The 26,893-nt window shown below is 64.8% G+C and carries 20 protein-coding genes; 9 read left to right on the forward strand and 11 right to left on the reverse strand.

What is annotated here, in order from left to right; genetic code table 11:
* Positions 1–96 precede the first annotated feature (96 nt).
* Positions 97–1,512 carry a sigma-54-dependent transcriptional regulator gene (locus BN1136_RS02745; RefSeq protein ID WP_043758396.1) on the forward strand — a complete coding sequence of 472 codons (1,416 nt, stop codon included), beginning with the start codon at positions 97–99 and terminating at the stop codon, positions 1,510–1,512.
* Between the two features lie 90 nt (positions 1,513–1,602).
* Here BN1136_RS02745 and BN1136_RS02750 read toward each other — a convergent pair whose 3' ends face one another.
* From BN1136_RS02750 to BN1136_RS02760, 3 genes are all read right to left on the reverse strand, one after another.
* On the reverse strand, positions 1,603–2,469 hold the full coding sequence (locus BN1136_RS02750) for a tetratricopeptide repeat protein (RefSeq protein WP_043758399.1): 867 nt from the start codon (positions 2,467–2,469) through the stop codon (positions 1,603–1,605).
* A 108-nt stretch (positions 2,470–2,577) separates the two neighbouring features.
* Positions 2,578–2,913, reverse strand: a complete 336-nt coding sequence (locus tag BN1136_RS02755; protein ID WP_043758401.1) for a hypothetical protein — start codon at positions 2,911–2,913, stop codon at positions 2,578–2,580.
* Positions 2,914–3,030: 117 nt separating this feature from the next.
* A complete protein-coding gene (locus BN1136_RS02760) occupies positions 3,031–3,369 on the reverse strand; it encodes a DUF2956 domain-containing protein (RefSeq protein WP_043758403.1) in 339 nt (112 codons plus the stop codon).
* A 248-nt stretch (positions 3,370–3,617) separates the two neighbouring features.
* Here BN1136_RS02760 and ushA point away from each other — a divergent pair, with 248 nt between their 5' ends.
* Positions 3,618–5,348, forward strand: a complete 1,731-nt coding sequence (gene ushA, locus BN1136_RS02765) for a bifunctional UDP-sugar hydrolase/5'-nucleotidase UshA (RefSeq protein WP_043758406.1) — start codon at positions 3,618–3,620, stop codon at positions 5,346–5,348.
* Between the two features lie 316 nt (positions 5,349–5,664).
* Here the strand turns inward: ushA and BN1136_RS02770 are convergent, their stop codons facing one another.
* The gene (locus tag BN1136_RS02770; RefSeq protein ID WP_043758408.1) at positions 5,665–6,519 is read right to left on the reverse strand and encodes a Tim44 domain-containing protein; all 855 of its coding nucleotides are present in this window, start codon (positions 6,517–6,519) and stop codon (positions 5,665–5,667) included.
* Between the two features lie 425 nt (positions 6,520–6,944).
* On the opposite strand from BN1136_RS02770, the gene dnaB reads away from it, so the two are divergent.
* Together dnaB and alr are read left to right on the forward strand one after the other, a co-directional pair.
* Entirely contained in the window at positions 6,945–8,339 is a 1,395-nt protein-coding gene (dnaB, locus tag BN1136_RS02775; protein WP_039040054.1) for a replicative DNA helicase, read from the forward strand.
* Positions 8,340–8,680: 341 nt separating this feature from the next.
* Positions 8,681–9,754 (forward strand): alanine racemase, encoded by a 1,074-nt coding sequence (gene alr, locus BN1136_RS02780; RefSeq protein ID WP_043758415.1) that lies wholly within the window; start codon positions 8,681–8,683, stop codon positions 9,752–9,754.
* A 152-nt stretch (positions 9,755–9,906) separates the two neighbouring features.
* On the opposite strand, the gene putA is transcribed toward alr, so the two are convergent.
* Entirely contained in the window at positions 9,907–13,857 is a 3,951-nt protein-coding gene (gene putA, locus BN1136_RS02785) for a trifunctional transcriptional regulator/proline dehydrogenase/L-glutamate gamma-semialdehyde dehydrogenase (RefSeq protein ID WP_043758417.1), read from the reverse strand.
* Positions 13,858–14,215: 358 nt separating this feature from the next.
* On the opposite strand from putA, the gene BN1136_RS02790 reads away from it, so the two are divergent.
* Both BN1136_RS02790 and BN1136_RS02795 read left to right on the forward strand, forming a co-directional pair.
* Positions 14,216–15,538, forward strand: a complete 1,323-nt coding sequence (locus BN1136_RS02790; protein WP_197068416.1) for an MFS transporter — start codon at positions 14,216–14,218, stop codon at positions 15,536–15,538.
* 106 nt (positions 15,539–15,644) lie between these two features.
* On the forward strand, positions 15,645–16,082 hold the full coding sequence (locus BN1136_RS02795) for a VOC family protein (RefSeq protein ID WP_043758420.1): 438 nt from the start codon (positions 15,645–15,647) through the stop codon (positions 16,080–16,082).
* 62 nt (positions 16,083–16,144) lie between these two features.
* Here the strand turns inward: BN1136_RS02795 and fumC are convergent, their stop codons facing one another.
* The gene (fumC, locus tag BN1136_RS02800; protein ID WP_043758422.1) at positions 16,145–17,548 is read right to left on the reverse strand and encodes a class II fumarate hydratase; all 1,404 of its coding nucleotides are present in this window, start codon (positions 17,546–17,548) and stop codon (positions 16,145–16,147) included.
* Between the two features lie 122 nt (positions 17,549–17,670).
* Between fumC and BN1136_RS02805 the strand changes: the two genes are divergently transcribed.
* The 3 genes from BN1136_RS02805 to BN1136_RS02815 are packed head-to-tail and all read left to right on the forward strand — an operon-like array spanning position 17,671 to position 20,741.
* Complete coding sequence (locus BN1136_RS02805) at positions 17,671–18,099, forward strand: MarR family winged helix-turn-helix transcriptional regulator (RefSeq protein WP_043758426.1); 429 nt, start codon at positions 17,671–17,673, stop codon at positions 18,097–18,099.
* Between the two features lie 37 nt (positions 18,100–18,136).
* Complete coding sequence (locus BN1136_RS02810) at positions 18,137–19,204, forward strand: HlyD family secretion protein (protein ID WP_043758430.1); 1,068 nt, start codon at positions 18,137–18,139, stop codon at positions 19,202–19,204.
* A gap of 1 nt (position 19,205) precedes the next feature.
* Complete coding sequence (locus BN1136_RS02815; protein WP_043758433.1) at positions 19,206–20,741, forward strand: DHA2 family efflux MFS transporter permease subunit; 1,536 nt, start codon at positions 19,206–19,208, stop codon at positions 20,739–20,741.
* A 70-nt stretch (positions 20,742–20,811) separates the two neighbouring features.
* On the opposite strand, the gene pepE is transcribed toward BN1136_RS02815, so the two are convergent.
* From pepE to BN1136_RS02840, 5 genes are all read right to left on the reverse strand, one after another.
* Entirely contained in the window at positions 20,812–21,561 is a 750-nt protein-coding gene (pepE, locus tag BN1136_RS02820; RefSeq protein ID WP_043758434.1) for a dipeptidase PepE, read from the reverse strand.
* Between the two features lie 223 nt (positions 21,562–21,784).
* On the reverse strand, positions 21,785–23,593 hold the full coding sequence (locus BN1136_RS02825) for a carbon starvation CstA family protein (protein WP_043758437.1): 1,809 nt from the start codon (positions 23,591–23,593) through the stop codon (positions 21,785–21,787).
* A gap of 212 nt (positions 23,594–23,805) precedes the next feature.
* Positions 23,806–24,543 (reverse strand): two-component system response regulator BtsR, encoded by a 738-nt coding sequence (gene btsR / locus BN1136_RS02830; RefSeq protein WP_043758439.1) that lies wholly within the window; start codon positions 24,541–24,543, stop codon positions 23,806–23,808.
* Positions 24,537–26,231 carry a sensor histidine kinase gene (locus BN1136_RS02835; RefSeq protein WP_043808018.1) on the reverse strand — a complete coding sequence of 565 codons (1,695 nt, stop codon included), beginning with the start codon at positions 26,229–26,231 and terminating at the stop codon, positions 24,537–24,539. Before BN1136_RS02835 ends, btsR begins: the two co-directional genes overlap by 7 nt.
* 45 nt (positions 26,232–26,276) lie before the next feature.
* Positions 26,277–26,893: endonuclease/exonuclease/phosphatase family protein (locus BN1136_RS02840; RefSeq protein ID WP_043808019.1), on the reverse strand; the 617-nt coding region annotated here is incomplete at its 5' end.

The raw sequence follows: 26,893 nt of genomic DNA on the forward strand, positions 1-26,893 counted from the left end.
CAACACGGGCGATGGGAGAAAGCCGTTAGTCCGTCTTGAGTCTGTGACGGCTAGACCCCAGAATAGATAACAAAATCAAGCGCAAGGATGGATCTCGTGGCTGAAAGCAAACCCCGTGTTCTGCTGGTGGAAGACACCCGCAGTCTGGCTGTCGTCTATGAGCAGTACCTGACCCAGGATGGTTATGAGGTACAGCTGGCCGATTGCGGCCAGCAGGCACTGGCGCACCTGCTGGCCAGCCCGCCCCCCGTGGTGCTGCTCGATCTCGAGCTGCCCGACATGTCGGGCATGGCGATCCTGCAGCAGATCACGGAGCAGCAATTGCCCTGTTCCGTGGTGGTGATCACCGCCCACGGTTCGGTGGACGTGGCGGTGGAGGCGATGCGCCTCGGCGCTTTCGATTTTCTGACCAAGCCGTTCGACGGCAAGCGGCTGTGCGCCACGGCGCGCAACGCCCTCAAGCACCAGCAGCTCAGCTCCCTGGTGGCCCAGTATCGGGAGAACTTCGAGCGCAGCTCGTTTGCCGGTTTTATCGGCGCCTCCATGGCGATGCAGGCGGTCTATCGCATCATCGAGAGTGCGGCGCCGAGCAAGGCGACCGTCTTCATCACCGGCGAGAGCGGCACCGGCAAGGAGGTATGTGCCGAGGCCATCCACCAGTGCAGCCCGCGCCGGGATCAGCCCTTCATCGCGCTCAACTGCGCCGCCATTCCCCACGATCTGATGGAGAGCGAGATCTTCGGTCACGTGAAGGGTGCCTTTACCGGTGCCCAGGGGGAGCGCAAGGGGGCGGCCAGCCTGGCGGATGGCGGCACCCTGTTTCTCGACGAGATCTGCGAGATGGATCTGGACCTGCAGAGCAAGCTGCTGCGCTTCATCCAGACCGGCACCCTGCAGCGGGTCGGCAGCGGCAAGCTGGAGACGGTGGACGTGCGCTTCGTCTGCGCCACCAACCGGGATCCCCTGGCGGAGGTGAAGGCAGGGCGTTTTCGCGAGGATCTCTACTACCGGCTGCACGTCATCCCCCTCTACCTGCCGCCCCTGCGGGAGCGGGGCGAGGACATACTGCTGCTGGCGCGCGACCTCCTGCTGCGCTATGCCAAGGAGGAGAACAAGCACTTCCGGGACTTCGATGCCAATGCGGTGCGGGTGCTGCTCGATTACCCCTGGCCCGGCAACGTGCGGGAGCTGCAGAACGTGGTGCGCAACATAGTGGTGCTCAACGACCGCGAGCTGGTGAGCCCGGAGATACTGCCGCCGCCCCTCAACGGCGGCCGTGTGCTCACCACCGCGGTGGCGGCCCCTGTGTCCGAGGTGATCATGGATACGCCGGCCACCCCCATGCTGGCCCGTCCTCTCGTTCGTCCGCTCTGGCAGGTGGAGAAGGAGGCCATCGAACAGGCCATCGCCAGTTGCGACGGCAACATCCCCAAGGCGGCGGCGCTGCTTGAAATAAGCCCCTCCACCATTTATCGCAAGAAACAGAGCTGGGAAGAGGCGAGTCTGGTCTGAGGCTGGGGATGGCCTCTGTCATCCCTGACAGATAACCCAGTGAACGGGGCGGCCCATTGGCCGCCCCGCTGCTTTGCCGGAAGGGCGGTGTCAGAGCTTGGCGAGCCGCTTGAGCCTGGCCAGTCGCTCCCCCTCGTTGGCCTTGAGCCAGCCATCCTGTGACAGCAGGAACCAGGCCCGGGCGAAGTATTCCGGCGCGGCCGGGTCATCCAGCGCCAGCGCATTCTCCCCCAGCTCCTCGAACACATAGCCATCCTCGGGGGCCCTGGCTGCGTTCATGTCGGCCTGCAGTTGCTTCAGATCCGCCATGGCCTGCTCATGTTGATCCTTGGCCCGGCAGAGGCGCGCCAGGCTCCAGCGGGCGATAAAGGCCTTGGCCCTGTTGTTGTGCTGCTCGTGCCAGGCCAGGCATTTTTGCTGGCAGACGATGGCTTCGTCGAGGCGACCCAGTTCGAACAGGGTCCAGCCCTGATTGTTGTAGAGGGTGGCGAGCCAGCCGCGCACCCGCTTGTCCTGGCTGCGCTCGGCCAGCTCCATCGCCAGCTGGTGCCAGTGGCTCTGCTCTTCCAGGGGGGCGGCGATGGCCACCATGTGGGCCGCATCGATGGCCAGATAGCGCTCCTCATGCTTGAGCCCGTGTTGCCAGGCCTGCTCGAACAGGGCTCTGGCACTGGCCTTGTCACCGGCGGAGTTGAAGGTGCGGCCGCGCTCCAGCAGGGCGCGCAGGCGGGCTCTCGGGGTCGCCTCGGTGAGGCGGGGTTCTATCTCGTCGAGCAGGTGGTGCGCCTGTGCAAACTGGCGGCGCAGCGAATGGGTGCGGGCTATCTGGGTGAGCAGTTCCAGTTCATATTGCAGATCCTGGTTGTCTGCCTCGGCGAGCAGCTGCTGAAAACGCAGGGCGCTGGCGGCGGGATCCTGATAGTCCCACAGCGCCATGAAATCGGGCGGATTGTCCATTTGGCCTCCTTGCTGGCTATCCGCTCACCAAGATGCCCGCAGGCCACTATTTGCACAAGGGGCGCCCGTTACGGAGCGCCCCTGGGGTCATGTCAACATGCCAGCCGGTCAATAGACCATGGCGAGGCTCATCAGCATCAGGCCGAGGGCGGCGAAGGCTCCCTCCTTGATGGCCAGACGCGGCACTAGCGCCTTGGGCAGGGCCGGGAACAGGCTGAGCGCAAAGCCCAGGCCTGGCATCAACCAGTGGAAGCCCGGGCTGCGGGTGCCGGGATCGGCCGCACCATTGATGATGATGAGCAGGATGAAGAGGGTGAACGCAGGCAGGATAAACCAGCGGGCGTGACCGGCGGCAACCGCCCGCAGCGGCGAGATGCGATAGAGCACCAGGGTCACGACAAACAGGACAAGGGGCGCCAGCAGATAGAGCGGGGCTGGATTCATGATGAGGGGTCTCCTGACAAGGGGGGCAGAGTGTACGCATGCCGGGCGCGGGATGACCAGCACCCCGCGCCCGGGCTGTGAAGCCGATCCCAGGGCAAAGGTTTGCCCAGGACGGGATCAGCGCAACAAGAACCAGAGGCAGGCAAACGCCAGCCAGCTCAGCCCCAGCAAGATCCAGGGCAGCGGGTGCTGGCGGCTGATCTCGATCACCTCGACCTCGGGCTCTTCCTCCTGATGAGCCTGGGACGACAGCTTCGCCTTGATCTGCATCTTCTTCTGGCGGCTCGCCTCGCGGGCCTTGGCTTTCATCTGTTTCTTGTATTCGTCTATGCCCTTCTGGATCCCCTGGGCGATCAGCTGGGTCTGCTCCTTGGTCTGCCCCGGCTTCTGGTTGGCGCGGGCGATCTTCATCGCCTCCTGCTGGGTTTCGGGGGAAATCTTGTCGTACTTGGCCATGCAAGGCGCTCCTTGGCATCGAATGGCGGGAAGTATGCCATAACTGTTTCCGGCGGGCTGCCACCTTGCGCCGAAATGCGCGGAGACCTTGGTGCAGTCTTATCCGAATTAAGAAACAGGTTGCGCCAATGATCACATTTGGCGGAATTTGTGAGTCGCCGATGAAAAACCGTCACATGTTGTTTGTTATATTACCGGCCGACCCAAGAAGGGGTCATCCAATAACAAAATAACAAGGTGATATGGAAATGAATTATAAATTTGTCAAAGGAAGTATCGCACTGGCAGTGCTCGCCGCCCTGGCTGGCTGTAATACCTCACAAAATGAAAGTGTCGCCCCCTGTACCGAAAATGTCTGCAAGCTGACCGTCCTCCATACCAACGATACCCACGGCCGTTTCTGGCACAATACCGACGGTGAATATGGCATGGCCGCCCAGAAAACCCTGGTCGAGCGTCTGCGCGCCGAGGCCAAGGCGGCGGGCAGCGAGGTGCTGGTGCTCTCCGGTGGCGACGTGAACACCGGGGTCCCCGAGTCCGATCTGCAGGACGCCGAGCCCGACTTCGTCGGCATGAACAGCATCCGTTACGATGCCATGGCGGTGGGTAACCACGAGTTCGACAACCCGCTGACCGTGCTGGAGAAACAGCGTGAGTGGGCCCAGTTCCCCATGCTCTCCGCCAACATCTATGACAAGGCCAGCGGCAAGCGCTACTTCGACCCCTACAAGGTGTTCAAGCTGGAGAACGGCCTCAAGGTGGCCGTCCTCGGCCTGACCACGGAAGACACCGCCCAGCTGGTTGACCCCAACAACGTCAAGACCCTGGAGTTCCGCGATCCGACCACGGAAGCGGCCAAGCTCGGCCAGGAGATCCGCAGCAACAAGGAGGCGAACCTGGTCTTCGCCATCACCCACATGGGCCACTATGCAGATGGCCAGCACGGCAGCAATGCGCCGGGTGACGTGGAGATGGCCCGTGCGCTGCCGGCAGGCACCCTGGACGCCATCATCGGCGGTCACTCCCAGAATCCGGTCTGCATGGAGCCGGGTACCCCGGACACCTATGCCGACTTCCAGCCCGGCGACGATTGCCAGCCGGATCAGCAGAACGGCACCTGGATCATGCAGGCTCACGAGTGGGGCAAATATGTGGGGCGCGCCCAGTTCGACTACCAGAATGGCAAGCTGACCCTGACCGGATATGAACTTATTCCCGTCAATCTGGTGAAGCGTGATGCCAAAAATAATGCCATCAAGGATGACAGCGGCAATGTCCAGTTTATTCAGGATGAAATTATCAAGGATCCCGAGCTGAATGCCGCCTTGCAAGTATTCCAGGAGAAAGGAGAGGCTGAGCTCGGTGTAAGAATTGCCTCTACCGATGATCTGCTGTTGGGTGAACGCAAAAACGTTCGCTATATGCAAACCAATTTGGGACGCCTTATTACCACGGCGACCGCCGAGAAGCTGAATGCCGACTTTGGCATCGTGAACTCGGGTGGGGTGCGTGCCTCCATCCAGACGGGGGATATTGCCTATCGTGACGTACTGACCGTGCATCCGTTCGGCAATACCGTCAACAAGGCCACCATGAAGGGCAGTGAGCTGGTCGATTATCTCGGCCAGGTCGCCACCCTGACCGGGGGCGGTTATCCCCAGTTCGGCGGTATCAGCATGGAGGTCAACTGCAGTGCCAAGAGCGTCTCCATCAGCGCCATCGGCGGCAAGGCCTTCGATGCCAGCGCCACCTACAGCTTTGCCATTCCGAGCTTCAGTGCGGCTGGCGGGGACAAGTATCCCGTCATCAACACCATCAACGCCGGTCTGGTCGATGCGGGCGTGCTGAAGGAGTATCTGGAGTCCAAGCAGACCATCCATGCGGCCGACTACCAGCCTGCCGGCGAAGTGACCTTCATCAACAACAGCCTGAACCCGGCCAATACCAACAACTGCGGTCAGGATGCGATAGGCAACTGATGTCCCCTGGTGTTATCGCCCCTTGCGGGGGGCGCGCCAGTTGAAGTCAGTCATAGAAGGAGGGAGGCGTCATGCCTCCCTCGCTATTTGGTACCCACACCCGCACTCAAGCCTCTCCAGTGCCATCCTCCTCTCTTCACGGACTTGATGCCCAGACGGTCGCACGGCGATTTTCCTTGACCAAGCCAAGCCAAGCCAAGCCAAGCCAAGCGTCATCGGCAGGGCTGAGGCTGCCGCTGCCAGGGGCATTGAGCAATAAGCGGAGCAATAAAAAGGCGACCCTGAGGTCGCCTTGATGAGATGGGTCGGGAAGCGCTTAGAGCTGCTCGATGCCGACGATGTGCCAGGGCGCATTGTCCTTGGCCAGGTTGCGCTCGAGGTGCCACACCTCCTTGATGTCTTCCTCGACCTGCTCCTGACGGTCCATGTAGCGGCCGCTGAAGCGCACGCTCACCTGGGCCCAGTCGCTGCCGTAGTCGGCGCGCACCAGCTGGGTGTCCACGTACATCACCTCGGTGTGCTGGTCGCCAGTCAGCTCGGCGCGCTCGGCCTTGAGGCTGTCGAACAGTTCCGGGCTCACGTACTCGCGGATCTTCTCCAGATCGTTCTTGTTCCAGGCCTCTTGCAGGGTGCGGTAGTGATCGCGGGCACCGGACAGGAAGCCGTTCATGTCAAAGCCCGGGGGCAGGCGGAAGGGCACGTCGCTGTCGGCAAAGCCGGTGGCCTGCGGGGCGCTGTGGCTCTGCTCGAACTGCTGCGGGGCGGCCGCAGGCGGCTGGTATCCCGCATAGGCGGCCTGTGGCTGGGTCGCCGCCGCCTTGTTCTTGCGCAGGGCGCGGATCAGGAAGACGGCACCCAGTGCCAGCAGGGCGATCAGCAGGAAGTCCATTCCTTGCATGCCTTCGAAGGCGCCGCTGCCCAGCAGGTAGGCGAACAGACCGCCGGCCAGCAGGCCACCCAGCAGGCCACCCATCATGCCGCTCTTCTTGGGCGCCGCGGCCAGGGTCGGGTTCTTGCCATTCACGGGAGCCGCAGTCGGAGCCGGCTGGGCCGGCGCCGTCTTGTAGCTCTTGCCAAAGGATTTGCCGCCACCAAGTTTCTTGGCCTCGGCGATGGGTGCCCCAAGGCCAATGGCCAGGATCACGGCAAACAGGGTCAGCATCTTTTTCATTTTGACTCTTTCACTCTCATGTAGGTGGGGGCATGCTCTGCTTGTGCAAGCTCAGCGAGGCGCATGGCAGGCTGCCAGTCCCTTTTTGTGTTGCAGCTTGCGCCTAAGGTAAACATGTCTGGCATGAATTATTCATGAACGGATTGAACCCTGAACAGGCAGTGGAGGCAGCGATGAAAAACAGACGACCGAGCCGCTCTGTGCGCAGGCTGCGCAACAAGCAGAGAGCCAAACAGAAAGACCAGACCCTGGTCTGGCCCTTCCTCGTCCTCTGAACGGCAGGAGGCGCCGAGAGACCCATCAACAGACCCGCACCTGCGTCCGGGCTTGTCACCGGATGAGGTGAATGGCGCGTATTAGCGCTCGCGATGACGGGGTTTCTTTTGTAAAATTCCCGTCCCCTTCCCGCTGCGGTTTTTATGTGTATGGCAGAGCAAGTGACGGCGAAAAAAGACGCCAAGACACAACAGCTGAAAGTCCCTCCCCACTCTTTTGAGGCCGAACAGTCCGTACTGGGCGGCCTGATGCTGGACAACGAGGCCTGGGATCGGGTCGCGGAACGGGTGATCGACAAGGATTTCTACAGCCGTCCGCACCGCCTGATCTTCCAGGCCATGACCCGCCTCTCCAACGCGGGCAACCCCATCGACCTCATCACCCTGCAGGAAGAGCTGGAACGCTCCGAGCAACTGGAAGAGGCCGGTGGCTTCGCCTACCTGGTGGAGATCGCCAAGAACACCCCGAGTGCCGCCAACATCAGCGCCTACGCCGAGATCGTGCGTGAGCGGGCGGTGGTGCGGGAGATGATCTCGGTCGCCAACGAGATAGTCGAAGCGGGCTACGAGCCCCAGGGGCGTACCTCCAACGATCTGCTGGATCTTGCCGAGAGCAAGGTATTCCAGATCGCCGAGCAGCGCACCAGCGCCAACGAGGGCCCCCAGCCCCTCAAGCTCATCCTGGAGCAGACCGTCGACAAGATTGAGGAGCTGTTCAAGACCCCTCACAACGGGGTGACCGGCGTTTCCTCGGGTTACAACGATCTGGACAAGATGACCGCTGGTTTGCAGCGCTCGGACCTGGTCATCGTCGCGGCCCGTCCCTCCATGGGCAAGACCACCTTTGCCATGAACCTGTGCGAGCACGCGGCCCTCACCGCCGACAAGCCGGTGCTCATCTTCTCCCTCGAAATGCCCTCCGAGCAGATCATCATGCGTATGCTCGCCTCCGTGGGGCGCATCGACCAGACCAAGGTGCGGACCGGTCAGCTCGACGACGAGGATTGGGCCCGTCTCTCCTCGACCATGGGTCTGCTGCTGGAGAAGGGCAAGATGTACATCGACGACTCCTCCGGCCTCACCCCGACCGAAGTGCGCTCGCGCGCCCGCCGGGTGGCCCGGGACAATGGCGGCATCAGCATGATCATGGTGGACTACCTGCAACTGATGCGGGTACCGGCGCTGTCTGACAACCGGACCCTGGAAATCGGTGAAATCTCCCGCTCCCTCAAGGCGCTGGCGAAGGAGCTGCAGTGCCCCGTGGTGGCGCTCTCCCAGCTGAACCGAAGCCTGGAACAGCGGGCCGACAAGCGTCCGGTCAACTCTGATCTTCGTGAATCCGGCTCCATCGAGCAGGATGCGGACTTGATCATGTTCATCTACCGCGACGAGGTCTATCACGACGACAGCCCCGACAAGGGGATCGCCGAGATCATCATCGGCAAGCAGCGTAACGGCCCCATCGGGCGGGTACGCCTCACCTTTCAGGGCCAGTTCTCGCGCTTTGACAACTATGCGGGCCCGGCGTTTGATGATGACTATTGATCATCGCCCTGAAAGCGTGGTGAGAATCATCTCTGCCAGGCAGCGTAACGGCGCCAATATGCGAAAGAGTGCGGCTTACCTTCCAGGGACAGTTCTCGCGGTTTGACAACTACGCCGGTCCTGCGTTTGACGATGATTACTGATGAGCAATCCGCAGGGTGATGCCTACTCGGGAGTCACCATTGCGATCCTGACGGGGAGGGCGCTCGCAAGAAGGCCGACCCCGCCTCCATACACAGTTTTCCCGGTTCGACAATTCTGCCGGTCCGGCCCAAGACGATGAGATTTGAGGGCTGACACCACCCGGTGCCTGAATATCATGCCCTCGTAAGGGAAAACAGATGAAAGCGGCTATCGCCCAGATCAATACAGCGGCCCTGCGCCACAACCTCGCCGTGGTCAAGCGCCACGCCCCCCAATGCAAGATCATCGCCGTGGTCAAGGCCAACGCCTACGGCCACGGCCTGCTGCCGGTCGCCCGCACCCTGGTGGATGCAGACGCCTACGCGGTGGCCCGCATCGAGGAGGCGCTGATGCTGCGCTCCTGCGCCGTGGTCAAACCCATCGTGCTGCTGGAGGGCTTCTTCAGTGCTGCCGACCTGCCGGTGCTGGCGGCCAACAACCTGCAGACCGCGGTGCACACCTGGGAGCAGCTCGAGGCGCTGGAGCAGGCGGACTTGCCCGCTCCCGTGGTGGCCTGGCTCAAGCTCGACACCGGCATGCACCGCCTCGGGGTACGGGCCGAGGAGATGCCCGCCTTTATCGAGCGCCTCGGCAAGTGCAAGAACGTGGTGCAGCCGTTCAACGTCATGACCCACTTCAGCCGCTCCGACGAGCTGGACCAGCCCGCCACCCGCGAGCAGATCGACCTCTTCAGCAAGCTCACCGCGCCGCTGTTGGGCGAGCGCGCCATGGCGAACTCGGCAGGCATCCTGGCCTGGCCGGATGCCCACTGCGACTGGATCCGCCCCGGCGTCATCCTCTACGGTGTGTCCCCTTTCCCCAATACGGTAGCGGCGGATTACGATCTGCAGCCGGTGATGACCCTCAAGACCCAGCTCATCGCGGTGCGGGAGCACAAGGCGGGCGAGCCGGTGGGTTATGGCGCCAACTGGGTGTCGGATCGCGATACCCGGCTCGGGGTCATCGCCATCGGTTACGGCGACGGCTATCCGCGCATGGCCCCCAACGGCACACCTGTGCTGGTTAACGGCCGCATCGTGCCGCTGGTGGGCCGGGTCTCCATGGACATGACTACGGTGGACTTGGGCCCAGGCGCCACCGACAAGGCCGGCGACGAGGCGGTGCTCTGGGGCGAGGGGCTGCCGGTGGAGCAGGTGGCCGACCGGATTGGCACCATCCCCTACGAGCTCATCACCAAGCTCACCTCCCGCGTCTTTATGGAGTATGTGTAGGCGAGTCGCCCCCTCATCCCCGACCCTTCTCCCGCAAGGGGAGAACAAAAAGGCCACCTCGATAAGGGCGGCCTTTTTTATGCCGCTTGCTCCATGGCAGAAAGAACAAGCCCCGCATTGGCGGGGCTTGGGGTTCTGTCACTGGGGGGCGCTTAGCCTATGGTCATCAGGCTGGCGTTGCCACCGGCGGCGGCGGTGTTGACCGAGAGGGCGTGCTCGATGAGCAGACGCTCCAGCGGGATATCGGTCTCGCCGCGGTGCAGGCCGTGCACGCCGATGATGGCGCCGCCCCGGGCCGCCTGGCGGGCGGCGGCGAGCTTGCTCACCTCCCGCAGCTGATCGGAGTCGCCGTGGTGCAGCAGGGCATCGAAGTCAGCCTCGCCCGTGGCCCAGTCTGCCACCAGTGCGATGCGATCCCGCACCTCTGTCGGCAGGGAGGAGAGCAGGGTGCGGGTCTGGGCATCATCCTGCCACAGCACCCGGCTGCCCACCGCCAGCGCGGCGGCCAGCTGGGCCAGCAGATCTGCCTTCTCCTGTGCCAGGCACAGCACCGTCTCCCGGGGCTGCAGGCTGTAGCTGTTGCGCTCGCCGGTGGGGCCGGCCAGCAGCTGGGTACGGCCGCTCTGGGAGAGCGCGGCGTAACGGTCGCACAGGGCGGCGAGGGCCGGATCCTGCTTGCTCGCCCAGTTGCGCAGGGCCGCGAGGGGCGCCTTCGCTTCTGCTTGCGCCGTGGCGCCGGACTCCTGACGCAGCTGGTTGGCCACCGCGTCCTGGGGACGGGCGCCCAGCAGACGGTACATGTAGAGCGGGCCGCCCGCCTTGGGACCGGTGCCGGAGAGGCCTTCGCCGCCGAAGGGTTGCACCCCGACCACGGCGCCCACGATATTGCGGTTGACGTAGAGGTTGCCGACCTTGGCCACGTTCACCACCTGGGCGATGGTCTCGTCGATGCGGGTGTGAACCCCCAGGGTCAGGCCGTAGCCGCTGCCGTTGATCTGCTCGAGCAGCTCGCCGAGCCTGGCGCGCGGGTAGCGAACCAGGTGCAGCACGGGACCGAACACCTCGCGACCCAGCTCGTCCAGGCTGTCCAGCTCGATCAGGGTCGGCAGCACGAAGGTGCCGCGGCTGCAGGCATCCCCCTGGGCGCGGGCGATCTGGTGCACCTTGCGGCCCTTGTCGCCCATCGCCTTGATGTGGCGCTCGATGTTGGCTTTGGCCTCGGCGTCGATGACGGGGCCGATGTCGGTGGCGAGGTGCTCGGGGCTGCCGACCTTGTACTCGGCCATGGCGCCCTTGAGCATCCGGATCACCCGCTCCGCCACGTCGTCCTGCACGCACAGCACCCGCAGGGCGGAGCAGCGCTGACCGGCGCTGTCGAACGCCGAGGAGATGACGTCCATCACCACCTGTTCGGTCAAGGCGGAGGAGTCGACGATCATGGCGTTCTGGCCGCCGGTCTCGGCGATCAGCGGAATGGTGCGTCCCTGGGCATCGAGGCGACCGGCCAGGTTGCGGGAGATGATGCCCGCCACCTCGGTGGAGCCGGTGAACATGACACCACGGATCCGCTCGTCACCGATCAGGGCCGCGCCCACGGTTTCGCCGCGGCCCGGCAGCAGTTGCACCGCGCCCTCGGGCACGCCGGCTTCGCGCAGGATACGCACCGCCTGGGCGGCGACGAGGGGGGTCTGCTCGGCCGGTTTCGCGAGCACTGTGTTGCCGGCGGCCAGGGCTGCGCAGACCTGGCCGGTGAAGATGGCCAGCGGGAAGTTCCAGGGGCTGATGCAGACCACGGGGCCGAGCGGCCGGTGGGTGTCGTTCGCGAAGTGATCGCGGGCCTGGGCAGCGTAGTAGCGCAGGAAGTCCACCGCCTCGCGCACCTCGGCGATGGCGTTGGCGAAGGTCTTGCCGGACTCGCGCACCAGCAGGCCCATCAGGGGCTGCAGCTCGGACTCCATCAGATCGGCGGCACGCTCCAGCACGGCGGCCCGCTCGGCAGGCTGGGTGGCCTGCCAGATCTGGCCGCTCGCCAGGGCGCAGGTGAGGGCCTGATCCACCATCTCGACGGAGGCTTCGCTCACCTGACCGACGATGTCGCGGTGATCCGCCGGGTTGATCACGGGCTGGAAGGCGCCGGGGGCGTCGAGTTCGCAGCCCAGCATGGGCAGGGCCTGGTAGGCGGTGTTGGTGCTGGCGAGCAGGGCGGCGGAGAGCGATCCCAGACGGTGCTCGTTCGCGAGATCCAGGCCGGCGGAGTTCGGGCGAGCCTCGCCGTAGAGATCCCGGGGCAGGGGGATGCGCGGGTGCGGCAGGCCCAGGCTGCCTTCGCGAGCGGCCATCTGTTCGATCTGCTGCACCGGATCCTGCACCAGATCCGAGAGGGAGATGTTGTTGTCCGCGATGCGGTTGACGAAGGAGGTGTTGGCTCCGTTCTCCAGCAGGCGGCGCACCAGGTAGGCGAGCAGGGTCTCATGGCTGCCGACGGGGGCATAGATGCGGCAGGGGCGACCCAGCTTGCCGTCCGCTACCTTGCCGACCACCTGTTCGTACAGGGGTTCACCCATGCCGTGCAGGCACTGGAACTCGTACTGGCCCGGGTAGTAGTTCTGGCCTGCCAGCTGATAGATGGCTGACAGGGAGTGGGCGTTGTGGGTGGCAAACTGGGGATAGATGGCCTCAGGCACCGCCAGCAGCTTGCGGGCGCAGGCGAGATAGGAGACATCCGTGTAGGGCTTGCGGGTGTAGACCGGATAGCCTTCCAGCCCTTCCTGCTGGGCGCGCTTGATCTCGCTGTCCCAGTAGGCGCCCTTCACCAGGCGGATCATCAGGCGGTGACGGCTGCGCTTGGCGAGATCGATGACGTAGTCGATCACATAGGGGCAGCGCTTCTGGTAGGCCTGGATGACGAAGCCGATACCGTTCCAGTCGGCGAGGCTGGGGTCGAAGCAGAGCTTCTCCAGCAGATCCAGAGAGATCTCCAGGCGATCGGCTTCCTCGGCGTCGATGTTGATGCCGATGTCATACTGCCTGGCGAGCTGGGTCAGACCGAGCAGGGTGGGGTAGAGCTCTTCCATGACGCGATCGTACTGAGCGCGGCTGTAGCGCGGATGCAGGGCGGAGAGCTTGATGGAGATGCCCGGCCCCTCGTAGATGCCGCGACCGTGGGAGGCCTTGCCAATGGCGTGGATGGCCTGCTCGTAGGAGGCGAGGTAGCGCTTGGCATCCTCTTCGGTCAGGGCCGCTTCCCCCAGCATGTCGTAGGAGTAGCGGAAGCCCTTGGTCTCCATGCCGCCTGCGTTCGCCAGCGCCTCGGCGATGGTCTCGCCGGTGACGAACTGCTCGCCCATCAGGCGCATCGCCATGTCCACACCCTTGCGGATGAGCGGCTCACCGCCCTTGCCGATCAGACCCTTGAGGGAGCTGTTGAGGCCCGCCTCGTTGTGGGTGGCCACCAGCTTGCCGGTGATGAGCAGGCCCCAGGAGGCGGCGTTGACGAACAGCGAGGTGCTCTGGCCCAGGTGCTGGCTCCAGTTGCCGCCGCTGATCTTGTCGCGGATGAGGGCGTCGCGGGTCGCCTTGTCGGGGATGCGCAGCAGCGCCTCCGCCAGGCACATCAGGGCTACCCCTTCCTGGGAGGAGAGGGAGAACTCCTGCAGCAGCCCCTGCACCAGGCCCTGGCGGCCGCTGGCGCTCTTCTGGTTGCGCAGTTTCTCGGCGATGCTCATGGCGAGTTTCTGGGTGGCGTCGGCCTTCTCCTTGGGCAGGCGCGCCTGCTCCAGCAGCATGGGGACGGCCTCGGTCTCGGGGCGGCGATAGGCCCCTGTGATGGCGGCCCGCAGGACGGACTGGGGCAGGATGCTCTCGGCAAACTCGAGGAAGACCTGGATGCCCTGCTCGGTCAGGGTCTCGACGGCCTCTTCTCCGGCGGCGGCGGCCAGTCCGGAGTGCTCGGGAGGGGTCAGACCGCGCTCCAGTTGCTCCAGATAGGTGAAGATCGCCTGCTTGATCAGCCAGTGGGGGGTGCGATCCAGGGTCTGGGCGGCCTGCTTGAGCCGGTCGCGGGTCGCTTCGTCGAGTTTAACGCCAAGGGTGGTGGTAGCCATGGGACTTCCTGTGTCTAGAAGGTAACAATATTACCGGACGGTTAAATTTTGACGATAATGGTGCAACTAGGTGCAACCTTCAAGCAAGAATTTTTAATGGTTGTGCTACACGGTTTCGTTTGAGTTGAGGCCTTGCTAGGGCTGTGCTGGTGGAAAAAACTGCCCCGGTAGTGATTTTTGCTGCTGGATCAGCTTGTTAACAATTTAAATTGTGAATGTTGTTAATGGTGCAACCTGTAGATGGATCTCGGTTGCATCTTTTTTTTGCCGCTGTCTAAGATGTGCCGCGTGGGTGCAACCGAAGCATGGATGTGATGCCCCACCACTCGCTGACAACAACCTTCAAGGAATGAAGACAATGATGACTACACCCCTGGTGCAGCCACAGACGGCTGCGACCCGAAAACGGGCGCTGATCGCCAGCCTCACCGGCAGCTCTATCGAATGGTTCGACTATTTCCTCTATGGCACGGCCGCGGCCCTGGTGTTCAACAAGCTGTTCTTCCCGAACTTCGACCCCGTGGTCGGCCTGATGCTCTCCTACCTCTCCTTCTCCCTCACCTTCTTCATCCGGCCCATCGGCGGGGTGCTGTTTGCCCATATCGGCGATCGCATCGGCCGCAAGAAGACGCTGGTGATCACCCTCTCCCTGATGGGGGGCGCCACCGTGTTGATCGGCTGCCTGCCGACCTATGAGCAGATCGGCATATGGGCCCCCATCTTGCTCATCTCCCTGCGGGTGGTGCAGGGCATGGGCATCGGCGGCGAGTGGGGCGGAGCCCTGCTGCTGGCCTATGAGTATGCGCCCCCCAGGCGCAAGGGGCTGTTTGGCAGCGTGCCCCAGGTGGGCGTCACCATCGGCATGCTGCTGGCGACCCTGGCGGTGAGCCTGATGGCCATGCTGCCGGAGGCGCAATTCCTCTCCTGGGGCTGGCGGGTGCCCTTCCTGCTGAGTGCGGGCCTGGTGTTCCTCGGCCTCTGGATCCGGCACGGGCTGGACGAGACCCCCGAGTTCAAGCAGGCCAAGGCCAGCGGCAATGTGGCCAAGATGCCCCTGCTGGAGACTCTGCGCCACCACTGGCGGGAAGTGCTGATCGCCGCCGGCCTCAAGGTGGTGGAGACGGCCCCCTTCTACATCTTCTCCACCTTCGTGGTGAGCTACGCGGTCAACTCCCTGGCCTATGAGAAGGGGGTGGCGCTCCATGCAGTCATGCTGGGAGCCCTGGTGGCGACCGGCATGATCCCCCTGATGGGGGCGCTGTCGGACAGGGTGGGGCGCAAGGCGGTCTACATCGGCGGCATCCTGGGGCTGGCGCTCTTCATCGTCCCCTACTTCATGCTGCTCGACACCCGCGCCGGCTGGGGCATCACCCTGGCGACCGTGATCGGCTTCGGTGTGCTCTGGGCTCCGATCACCGCCGTGCTGGGCACCCTCTCCTCGGAGATCTTCGCCACCCGGGTGCGCTACACAGGTATCACCCTGGGCTACCAGCTGGGGGCCGCCCTGGCCGGCGGCACGGCGCCCCTCATCGCCACCTGGCTGCTGAGCCGCTACCAGGGGGACTGGCAGCCGGTCGCTCTCTACATGCTGGTGACCGTCGGCATCTCCCTGGTGGCCATACTGGCCATCGGCAGGGGCCGGGACGCCGAGTTGCCTACCGGGGAAGTGGAGGCCGGGTAAGGCAAGCCTCCCGGGCGCACCCCCGTCTGGGCGGGAGCGGGGGGCTGACCTCTTCTATGCTGTTAGCTGGCCAGCGGGGCCAGCGACTGGTGACAAGGAGAAACCCATGGCGCGTGTGAGTACCTATCTCAATTTTGCCCGGGAGACGGAGGCCGCCTTCCTCTTCTACCGCACTGTGTTCGGCGGGGAGTTTGACGGCCCCATCCACCGCTTCAAGGAGTCCCCCGGCTGCCCGGGCCAGCCGCCCCTGTCCGAGGAGGACGGGGAGCTGGTGATGCACGTGGCGCTGCCCATCCTCGGCGGTCACGTGCTGATGGGCACGGATGCGCCCGCCAGCATGGGGTTCACTCTGGTACAGGGCAACAACAGCTACCTCAACCTGGAGCCGGACAGCCGGGCCGAGACGGATCGCCTGTTCGCGGCCCTGGCCGAGGGGGGCAAGGTGGAGATGGCGCTGCAGGAGATGTTCTGGGGCGACTACTTCGGATCCCTGGTGGACAAGTTCGGTACCCACTGGATGTTCAACTGCCAGAGCAAGACGTGAGAACAGACTGCAAGCACGGAAGGAGAAGCAGGGGCGCCACGGCGCCCCTGCTTTTTTACGGGTCAGGCGCCTCCTTGTTCGCCGCGACCCACCATGTCGGCGGGGATCACCCAGGCATCGAACTGCTCCGCATTGAGGTGGCCGGAGGCGATGGCCGCCTCCTTCAGGCTGAGCCCCTGGCGGTGCGCCAGCTTGGCGATCTCGGCGGCCTTGTCGTAGCCGATGTGGGGGTTGAGCGCGGTGACCAGCATCAGGGAGCGGGCCAGCAGATCGTCGATCCTGGCCTGGTTCGGGGTGATGCCGACGGCGCAGTGATCGTGGAAGCTTCGCATGCCGTCCGCCAGCAGCCGCACGCTCTGCAGGAAGTTGTAGGCGATCATGGGCCGGAACACGTTCAGCTCGAAGTTGCCGCTGGCGCCGCCGATGTTGATGGCCACGTCGTTGCCCATCACCTGGGCGCAGAGCATGGTGAGCGCCTCGCACTGGGTCGGGTTGACCTTGCCCGGCATGATGGAGGAACCGGGCTCGTTCTCCGGGATGATGATCTCGCCGAGCCCGCTGCGGGGGCCGCTCGCCAGCCAGCGCACGTCGTTGGCGATCTTCATGAGGGAGGCCGCCAGCGTCTTGAGGGCGCCGTGGGCGAAGACCTGGGCATCGCTCGCCGCCAGGGCCTCGAACTTGTTGGGGGCGCTGACGAGCGTGAGTCCCGTCTGCTCCGCCAGGGTCCTGGCCACCGCCTCGGCAAAGCCCGGAGGGCAGTTGAGGCCGGTGCCGACCGCGGTGCCGCCGAGCGCTAGCTCGCACAGATGGGGCAGGGCGGCGTGCAGGTGGCGCTCCCCCTGCTCCAGCTGGGCGACCCAGCCGGAGATCTCCTGCCCCAAGGTGAGGGGGGTGGCGTCCTGCAGGTGGGTGCGGCCAATCTTGACGATGTGGTCGAAGGCGGCGGCCTTGCCGGCCAGGGTCTGCTTCAGGGCGGCGAGGGCCGGCAGCAGGTGGCCCGTGATGGCGGTGACGGCCGCCAGGTTCATGGCGCTCGGGAAGACATCATTGCTGGACTGGCTCCGGTTCACCTCGTCGTTGGGGTGCACCAGGCGCGCCTCCCCGCGGGGGCCGCCGAGCAGTTCGCTGGCCCGGTTGGCCAGCACCTCGTTGAGGTTCATGTTGGTCTGGGTGCCGGAGCCGGTCTGCCAGACCATCAGGGGGAACTCGGCGTCGTGCAGGCCGCGCAGGATCTCGTCGGCGGCGGCCATGATGGCCTGGGCCTTGCGGGCGGGCAGCAGCCCCAGGGCGTGGTTGACCCTGGCACTGGCGGACTTGATGCGGGCCAGGGCATGGATGATCTCCATGGGCTGGCGCTCTCCCGAGATGTTGAAGTGGTGCAGGGAGCGCTGGGTCTGGGCCCCCCACAGCCTGTCCGCCGGGACGGCTATCTCCCCCAGGCTGTCCCTCTCCATCCTGATGTTCATCGCGTTTCTCCTGCCGTTGGGGTGGTGATCCCCAGCATGAACTCAAACGGCGGCCGGGGCCAGCTTGCACACAACTTATCTTTGCTTATAATGAGCAAAGCTTACTATATAGGTGGCATGCCATGAACAAACAGCCCGACACCCTCGGCTTCCTGATAGGGGACGTCCAGCGCCTGATGCGCCGCCAGTTCCAGCAGCAGCTGGAGGGCAGCGGCCTCACCCTGGCACAGGCCAGGGCCCTGGTGCATATCGCGCGCAGCCAGGGGATCCGCCAGGTGGATCTGGCGGATAGGCTCGACATCCAGCCCATCACCCTGGCCCGCCAGCTCGATCAGCTGGCGGAGAGCGGCCTGGTGGAGCGGCGCAGTGATCCCCATGACAGGCGGGCCTATCAGCTGTTTCTGACCGAGGCGGCCACCCCCCACCTGGCGATGATCAAGCGGGCCGCCGACCTGGTGCATCAGAGGGCCATCGGCGAGCTGGGGGAGGAGGCGACAGAGGCCCTGTGCCACTCCCTCAAGATCCTGCGTGCCAACCTCTGCCACTCCTGATTCTTTTTGTTTGACGCAACCAATGCGGAGCGATCTCATGACCCATGACTCACCCTCTTCCCCCCGTCCCGCGGCCAATCGGCGCCGCACCCGCCTGCTGTTGCTGGTGGTGGTGCCGGCCCTGGTGCTGCTCGGGGCGGGGGCCATCTACCTGCAGGGCGGACGCTATGTCGAGACGGACAACGCCTATGTGAAAGCGGACAAGGTGCCCATCAGTACCGAGGTACTGGGCCGGGTAGCCAAGGTGTTCGTCGACGAGAACCAGCAGGTCAAGGCCGGCCAGCCGCTGTTCGAGCTGGATCCCGAATCCTTCCGGGTCGCCGTGACCAAGGCCGAGGCGGAACTCGCCAAGGTGCGCACCGATCTGGTGGCGCTGCAGACCAGCTATCGGGGCCAGCAGGCCGAAATCGCCGTGGCCCGCACCCGCCATGCCTATGCCGTGAAGGAGGAACACCGCCAGGCGGATCTGGTGGCCAAGCACTTCACCTCTACCGCCAATTACGACGATGCGCGCCAGCTCACCATACAGACAGCCCAGCAGCAGGTGGCGCTGGAGGAGGGGCTCAAGAAGATTGAGGCCTCCCTCAGCGGGGACGTGAACCTGCCGGTGGAGCAGCAGCCCGCTTATCGGGAAGCCGCCGCCGGACTGGCCAAGGCCAGGCTGGATCTGGCTCGCACCACCGTTTATGCCCCCGCCAACGGCGTCGCCAGCCAGCTGCCCAAGCCGGGCCAGTACATGATCGCGGGCATGACCGCCATGATGCTGGTGGAGACCGACACCCCCTGGGTGGAGGCGAACTTCACCGAGACGGAGCTGACCCATGTGCAGCCTGGCCAGCGGGTCGACATCAGCGTGGACACCTACCCGGATGCCCATTGGACCGGGGTGGTGGAGAGTCTGAGCCCGGCCACCGGCTCCGAGTTCTCGGTGATCCCGGCCCAGAACGCCACCGGCAACTGGGTCAAGATCGCCCAGCGCGTGGCGGTGCGGATCAAGCTGGACACGGGGGCGGATCTGCCCACCCTGCGGGCGGGGCTGAGCGCCATCGCCGAGATCGACACCGGTCACCAGCGCTCCCTGCCCGGCTGGTCGAGCCGAGGTTGATATGACGAGCGCAGCCACAGAGGAGGCCGACCAGGTCTCCCGTCGCACCTTCATCACCCTGTCGGTGATGGTGGCGACCATCATGCAGGCGCTGGACACCACCATCGCCAACGTGGCCCTGCCCCACATGCAGGGGGCCATGGGGGCGACCCAGGACCAGATCTCCTGGGTGCTCACCTCCTACATAGTGGCGGCCGCCATCTTCATGCCGCTGACCGGTTTCATCTCGGCAAGAATTGGCCGCAAGCGGCTGTTCATGTGGTCGGTGGCGGGCTTTACGGTCGCCTCCATGCTGTGCGGCGCGGCCCAGAGCCTGGAGCAGATAGTGCTGTTCCGCCTGCTGCAGGGGATCTTCGGCGCCAGCCTGGTGCCCCTCTCCCAGGCGGTGCTGCTGGACACCTACCCGCCGGAGAAACACGGCTCCGCCATGGCGCTCTGGGGCATTGGGGTCATGGTGGGCCCCATCCTGGGGCCGTCGCTGGGGGGCTGGCTCACCGAGTACTACAACTGGCGCTGGGTCTTCTACATCAACCTGCCGTTCGGCCTGCTGGCCTGGTTCGGGCTCGCCGCCTTCATCGAGGAGACGAAGATCGATGCCAGCCGCCGCTTCGATCTGCTGGGCTTCGCCCTGCTGAGCCTCGGCATCGGTGCGCTGCAGATGGCGCTGGATAGAGGGGAATCCCAGAACTGGTTCGCGAGCCGGGAGATCATCATCGAGACCGCCCTGATGGTGATGGCGTTCTACCTCTTCGTGGTGCACATCTTCACCCACCCGCATCCCTACATCGAGCCGGCCCTGTTCCGGGATCGCAACTTCAGCGTCGGCCTGGTGTTCATCTTCATCGTCGGCATCATACTGCTCGCGACCATGACCCTGCTGCCCCCCTTCATGCAGGGACTGATGGGGTACCCGGTGATCGACGTGGGCTATCTGCTCGCCCCGCGCGGGGTCGGCACCATGTTCGCCATGATGCTGGTGGGGCGCCTGTCCGGTCGGGTGGATGCCCGCTATCTCATCCTCTCGGGGCTGCTGCTCACCAGCTTCTCCATGTGGGAGATGACCCTGTTCAACACGGACATCGGCAGCTGGGACATAGTGCGCACCGGCATCATCCAGGGGCTGGGGCTCGGCTTCATCTTCGTGCCGCTCTCCACCGTCACCTTCGCGACCCTGGCGCCGCGCTATCGCAACGAGGGGACGGCGCTGTTCAGCCTGGTACGCAACATCGGCAGCAGCATCGGCATCTCGGTGGTGATCACCTACCTGGCCCAGCGCACCCAGATGAATCATGAGGTGTTCGCCGCCTACATCACCCCCTTCAACACCGGTCTGCACCAGGGGACGGGCATGGCGGAGCTGATGACGGCCAAGGGGCTCGCCACCCTCAATGGGGAGGTGACCCGGCAGGCCAGCCTGCTCGCCTACCTGCAGGATTTTCGCCTGATGATGTGGGTCAGCCTGTGCGCCGTGCCGCTGGTGCTGCTGCTCAAGGCGCCAGGGCGGGGCGGCAAGGAGGAGCTGGCGATCCTGGAGTAGGGCGCCGGCGTCACCAGCAAAGAGGGATGGCCTTGGCCATCCCTCTTTTCATTTGCGCGTGCGCGCGGAATCAGCCCCTGAGGGTGAAGGGAATGAAGGGGGTCAGCGCGGCCAGCGGCGCTGCGTCCTGGTACTCCCGGGGCGTCTCGCCGTGCCGGAAGATCTTGAAGTCCTCGCCGCGGGCGCTCCAGTACTCGACGGTCTCGTGGCCGTTCTCGCCGCTGACCTGCAGCAGGCTCGCCTCGCGCAGGGCCACCACGTGCTCGCTCGGGTTGATGGCGCAGAACTCGGCCAGGCGCTCGTCCCGGGTCTCCCCCATGTGGCCGCTGATGCTGGCGTCCAGGTAGTGGGGGTTGATCTGCACGGGGAAGAGGCCCAGCGCCGGCAGTACGGCGACGCTGCACACCGGCATGTCGTTGGTGGTGCGGATGCTGGGGGTGGCCACGTTGCAGCCGGCGCTCCAGCCCACGTAGGGCACGCCCCGCTCGCGCACCGCCCGCTGGATGGGGACCACCAGACCGTACTCGTGCAGCCGCTGGTTCAGGCGCCAGGTGTTGCCGCCGCTGATGAAGATGGCGTCGGCCCGGTGGATGGCGTCCACGGGGTCGTCGAACTGATGGATGCTGATGGTCTCGACCCCCAGGCTCTCGGTGAGCTCGCGGGCGCGGGCATCCCAGTCGCTGCGGATCACCGCGTAGGGGATGAGCAGGATGCGCTTGACCTGTTTGCGGGCGAGCAGGGTCTGCACCCGGTCGCGGGCCCAGCCGAGCAGGCCGGGGTGTTCGGTGGTTTTGCCGTTGCTGAGCAGAAGCAGTTCCATGAAAGCTGTCCTCAAAGAGTGAAAGCGGAGGAGGGAGGGCCACTAGGGCCAGGTTGGCCGATGCGGCCAAGTGGCCGTCTGGGCATGCTAGCATCCCGGGCCGGGCGGTTCTGTGATCCGGGGAGTCATTCAACCACAGCGAAGGGGCGGTTCAATGCCAATGGATGAATGTGCAGCGCCAATGAAAGACCCCGCCGAGGCGGGGTCTGGGGAGGGGGGCGGATCAGGAGGCGGTCGCCTCGGCCACCCGGAACTCGGGCTGCTGGCGCCGCTTCCACAGCTCGCTCCACTTGCGCAGGGCGGAGATCAGGATCAGCGCACCCAGCACCAGCATGATGAGGGAGATGGCGCCGTTCATCGGGTTGTAGCCCTTGGCGGCCGAGTTGAAGTAGACGTTTCGCATCATCCAGTAACCGGCGTAGTTGACGGTGACGAACAGGTAGGCCAGCGGGATCAGGCAGGTCAGTATGTAGCGGCGCTTGGTGGCGAGACGCAGGATGATGGTGGCTCCTATGATGAGGCCCACCGAGGCCATCAGCTGGTTTGATACCCCGAACAGCGCCCACACCGAACCGATATCACCGGACATCAGCAGATACCCCCACATCACGCAGGCGAGCACGCTGGCCCCGATGGCGCCCGGCATCCAGTCGATGCGCTTGAGGGGCGGGTAGAACTCGCCGAAGAAATCCTGAATGAGGTAGCGGGAGACCCGGGTGCCGGAGTCGACGGCCGTCAGGATGAAGACCGCCTCGAACATCACCACGAACTGGAAGAAGTAGGAGGCGAGGTTACTGAACCAGGGCACCTTGGTGAAGATGTAGGACATGCCCACCGCCAGGGTGACGGCGCCGCCGGTGCGGCCGTTCAAGTCCATGCCGATCTCCTGGGAGAGGAAGGGCAGGTCCACCACCTGCATCCCCAGCTTGGCGAAGGCTTCCGGGGTGGCGTTGATGGCGAAGTAGTCGGCCGGGTGCAGTGCAGTGGCAGCGATCAGCGCCATCACGCCCACCACGCATTCTGCCAGCATGGCACCGAAGGCGACCGGCAGGATGTCGTTCCACTTGTCCACCAGTTTCGGGGTGGTGCCGGAGCCGATGAAGGCATGGAAACCGGAGATGGCGCCGCAGGCGATGGTGATGGAGATGAAGGGCCAGACCGGGCCGCCCAGTACCGGGCCGCCGCCGTGGACGAACTGGGTCATGGCGGGGAACTGGATCTCGGGGTTGATGCAGATGACGCCGATGACCAAAGCGCCGAACACGCCGATTTTCATGAAGCTGGAGATGTAGCCGCGCGGGGTGAGCAGCAGCCAGACCGGCAGGGCAGTGGCGAAGAAGGCGTAGACCGGCAGTGCCAGGCTGATGGTCTCGGCACGCAGGGTCAGCCAGGCACCGAAGGCGCTCTCCTGCACGTAGGGGCCGAAGAAGACGCAGGCCAGCACGGCGATGAAGCCCACCCAGGAGGCGGCTTGCAGGTTGCCGGTCAGCTTGTGCCAGATCCCCACCACCATGGAGATGGGGATGGTCATGAACACTGCAAACACGCCCCAGGCGTTACGCTCCAGCGCGTGCACCACCACCATGGAGAGACCCGCCATGGTGATGGTGATGATGAACAGCATCGCAAGGCCCGTGCACCAGCCGGCGATGGGGCCGAGCTCGGCCTTGGCCACCTCGGAGAGGGACTTGCCCTGATGCTTCATGGAGGCGAACAGCACGACGGTGTCGTGCACCGCGCCGCCGATGACGCAGCCGATCAGCAGCCAGAGGAAGCTCGGCAGGTAGCCATACTGGGCGGCCAGGACCGGGCCCACCAGGGGGCCGGCGGCGGCGATGGCCGCGAAGTGCTGGCCGAAGTTGACCCACTTGTTGGTCGGCACATAGTTCTTGCCATCTTCCAGCTCGTGGGAGGGAGTGACCAGCTTGTCGTCGGCCCGCAGCACCTTGCGCACAAAGAACACGCCGTAGAGGCGATACGCGATGGCGAGGATGCAGAGGGCCGCAATGACGAAGGTGATTGCGTGTTGCATGATGGAGTTTCCTTTTCCTGCGGCCAATCTGGCCGGGCTCAGGCTGCACTCTACGCAGGCGGTGGGGAAAGGGGAGCGCAGAAAAGGTCAGTGGCAGAGGGCCGCCCGCGAGCGGCAGAAAAGCGACCCCGAGCGGTTTGAGGGATGAGCCGGCGGGCGCGGCAAGCGGGTGAGCGGTAACGGGCAGGGGAGCGGAGTGAGTGGCCCGCTCCTCAGGGAATATCGAGCAGCTCCTTGAGGGGCTTGAGGTAGCGGCGGCTCACCGGCACCTTGTGGCCGCCCTGGGTCACCACCTCCGCCAGCCCGCCGTCCAGCAGCAGGATCTCGCGGATCTGGCCCGGGTTGAGCAGGTACTGGCGGTGACAGCGCACGAAGCCGGTCTTCTCCTCCAGCGTGCGCAGGGTCAGCTCCGTGGTGCCCTGTTGCTGGGCGCTCACCACCTTGTTGCCGGCCAGATCGCTGTGGACGAACTCCACCTCGCCAAGGGGCAGCAGCAGGATGCGGTTGTGGCCGCAGCAGGGGATGCTGCGCAGGGGCTGGGCGATGCGGGTCGGGTCCGGCAGCGGTTGGCCCGCCAGCTCCCCCTTTGGCGAGAGCAGCCGGTGGATGCGCTCCAGCGCCTTGTTCATCCGCTGTGCGGTGACCGGCTTGAGCAGGTAGTCGAGGGCGTTCTCCTCGAACGCGCGCAGGGCAAACTCGTCATAGGCGGTGATGAAGACGATGTGAGGGCGCAAGTCCGGGTCCAGCATGCTCACCAGCTCCAGTCCGCTGATGCGTGGCATCTGGATGTCGAGAAACAGCAGGTCGGGCTTGAGGCGATGGATGGCGGGCAGCGCCTCCATGGCGTGGCCACATTCTCCCAGCAGGCGGATGTTGCCCGCCTGCTCCAGCAGCAGCCGCAGCTCCTCGCGGGCGAGGGGTTCATCGTCGACGATAAGGGCGGTCAGCATGGGCTCTCCTGCAGGGGAAGGGTGATCCTCACCCGGGTGGATTGATGGGGCTCGCAGTGAATGGTGACCCCGTACTCGGCGCCGTAACGGGCCTTGATGCGTCGGTCCACTATGTTCATGCCAAGGCCGCTCTCCTCCCGCCTGGCCTGATAGAGGCCGGCGTTGTCCTCCACCTCCAGCACCAGTTGTTCGCCCTCCTGGCGCGCCGTCAGGGTGAGTCGGCCGGGCTCGAACATCTGGGAGATGCCGTGCTTGATGGCGTTCTCGACGATGGGCTGCAGGGAGAAGGTGGGCAGCCGATACTCCAGCAGCGGCTCGGGAATATGGGTCTCCACGCTCAGGTGCTCGGCGAAGCGGGCCTGCTCGATGTGCAGATAAGCGTTCACGTGCTCCAGCTCGTCGGCCAGGGTCACCTCGTCCCCTTGCCGCTTGAGGTTCTTGCGAAAGAAGGTGGAGAGGTGGTGCACCAGGGTACGGGCATCCTCGGGGTCGCGCCGGATCACCGCCGCCAGGGTGTTGAGGGCGTTGAACAGGAAGTGCGGGTTGATCTGCGCCTGCAAGAGCTTGATCTCTGACTGGGCCAGCAGCCGCTTCTGCTCGTTGTATTTGCTGGCCAGGATCTGGCCGGAGAGCAGGCGGGCAATCCCTTCTCCCAGGGTGCGATTGATGGAGGAGAAGAACTTGCGCTTGGGCTCGTAGAGCTTGATGGTGCCCACCACCGACCCCTCTTCCCCCCGCAGCGGAATGACCAGCGAGGAGCCGAGCCGGCACTGGGGATGCAGGTTGCAGCTGTAGGGGATGAGGTTGCCGTCGGCATAGACCACCTCGTTGTTCTGGATCGCCTTGAAGGTGTGGGCCGAGTTGATGGCGGTGCCCGGCAGGTGGTGATCCTCGCCGATGCCGATAAAGGCGAGCAGCTTCTCCCTATCCGTGATGGCTACGGCGCCCACCCCGGTCTCCTCGTAGAGGATGCGCGCCATCTGCTGGCACGCCTGCTGGGTGAAGCCCTTGTCCAGCACCCGCATCGCCCGCTCGGCGATCTTGAGGGCGCGGGCGGAGAAGGCGACCGAATACTTCTCCAGCATGGCGCGGTGATCGAGGATCATCCGCATGAACATGGCGGCCCCTAGCGTATTGGCCACCAGCATGGGGGCGATGATGCTCTCGATGAGGTGGACGGCGTCGTCATACGGGCGTGCCACCAGCAATATGATGCCCATCTGCATCAGCTCGGCGATGAGGGCCACCGAGCCCACCACCCAGGGGCTGAACAGCAGGTCGAGCCGGTGGCGGGCGACGAAGTGGCGGTGCACCAGGCCGCCGAGCAGCCCCTCGGCGATGGTGGAGAAGGTGCAGGCGAGTGCGGTAAAACCCCCCAGCGAGTAGCGATGGATGCCGCCGGTGAGCCCCACCAGCAGGCCCACCACAGGGCCGCCGACGATGCCCCCCAGCACGGCGCCGATGGCACGGGTATTGGCGATGGAGTCCTCTACCCTGAGGCCAAAGTAGGTGCCCATGACGCAGAAGCCGGAGAAGATGAGGTAGCAGAGGATCTTGTGGGGCCAGCTCAGGGTCACCTGGGTCAGCGGCATGAACAGCGGCGTCTTGGAGAGCAGCCAGGCGATCACCAGATAGACGCAGAGCTGCTGGAAGAGAGATATCACGAGCGCGAATTGTTCGAAAGCCACGGCACACTATCTCGAAAGGGATGCTCATCCGATGGACGCGGAGTATTAGCAAACGCTGATTTTCGCCGCAAGCCGCAGGCGNNTGGCGTCATACACCAGGTGGTAGCCAGGCTCGAAGCTGGCCGGCCAGAACACGCCGGAGGCGACCGCGTTCAGGTTGGCGGAGGGCAGCACGTGGTCAAGCTGCAGGCCGCTGCTGCTGGTGATGCGCTCCGGGGTGGGGCGGTTGTTGTTGCGCTTGCACTGATCCGGCTGGCTGGCGAGGCACTCGGGGCCACCCTGGCTGACCGGGATCAGGGCGCCGTTGGTGACGGCCTGATTGACCAGCACATGGTTGTGCAGATCCTGAATGGCGGTGAGATCCCCATCGCCAATCTGGGGATCGGCGTTGAGATCGCCGGCGATGACGAACCTGGCATCCGCGGGCAGGCCACCGGCCTTGCCCGCGTCGTCCACCATGTAGCCGGCGCTCTCCACGTAATCCTGCCAGAAGGCGACTTCGGCCCGGTTGTGCCTGACGTTGTGGCGCGCCGCGTTGGCGAAGATGGGTGGGGTCGGGTGGGAGATGAGGAAGTGGATCACCTCCTCCTTGTTGCCGCGCTTGATGCGCACCGGCACGTCGGCGTGGTTCTTGGACGAGAGCGGGAAGGCCTGCCAGGCGG

The sequence above is a fragment of the Aeromonas taiwanensis genome (assembly GCF_000820165.1).
In the GTDB taxonomy this organism is placed as follows: Bacteria; Pseudomonadota; Gammaproteobacteria; order Enterobacterales; family Aeromonadaceae; genus Aeromonas; species Aeromonas taiwanensis.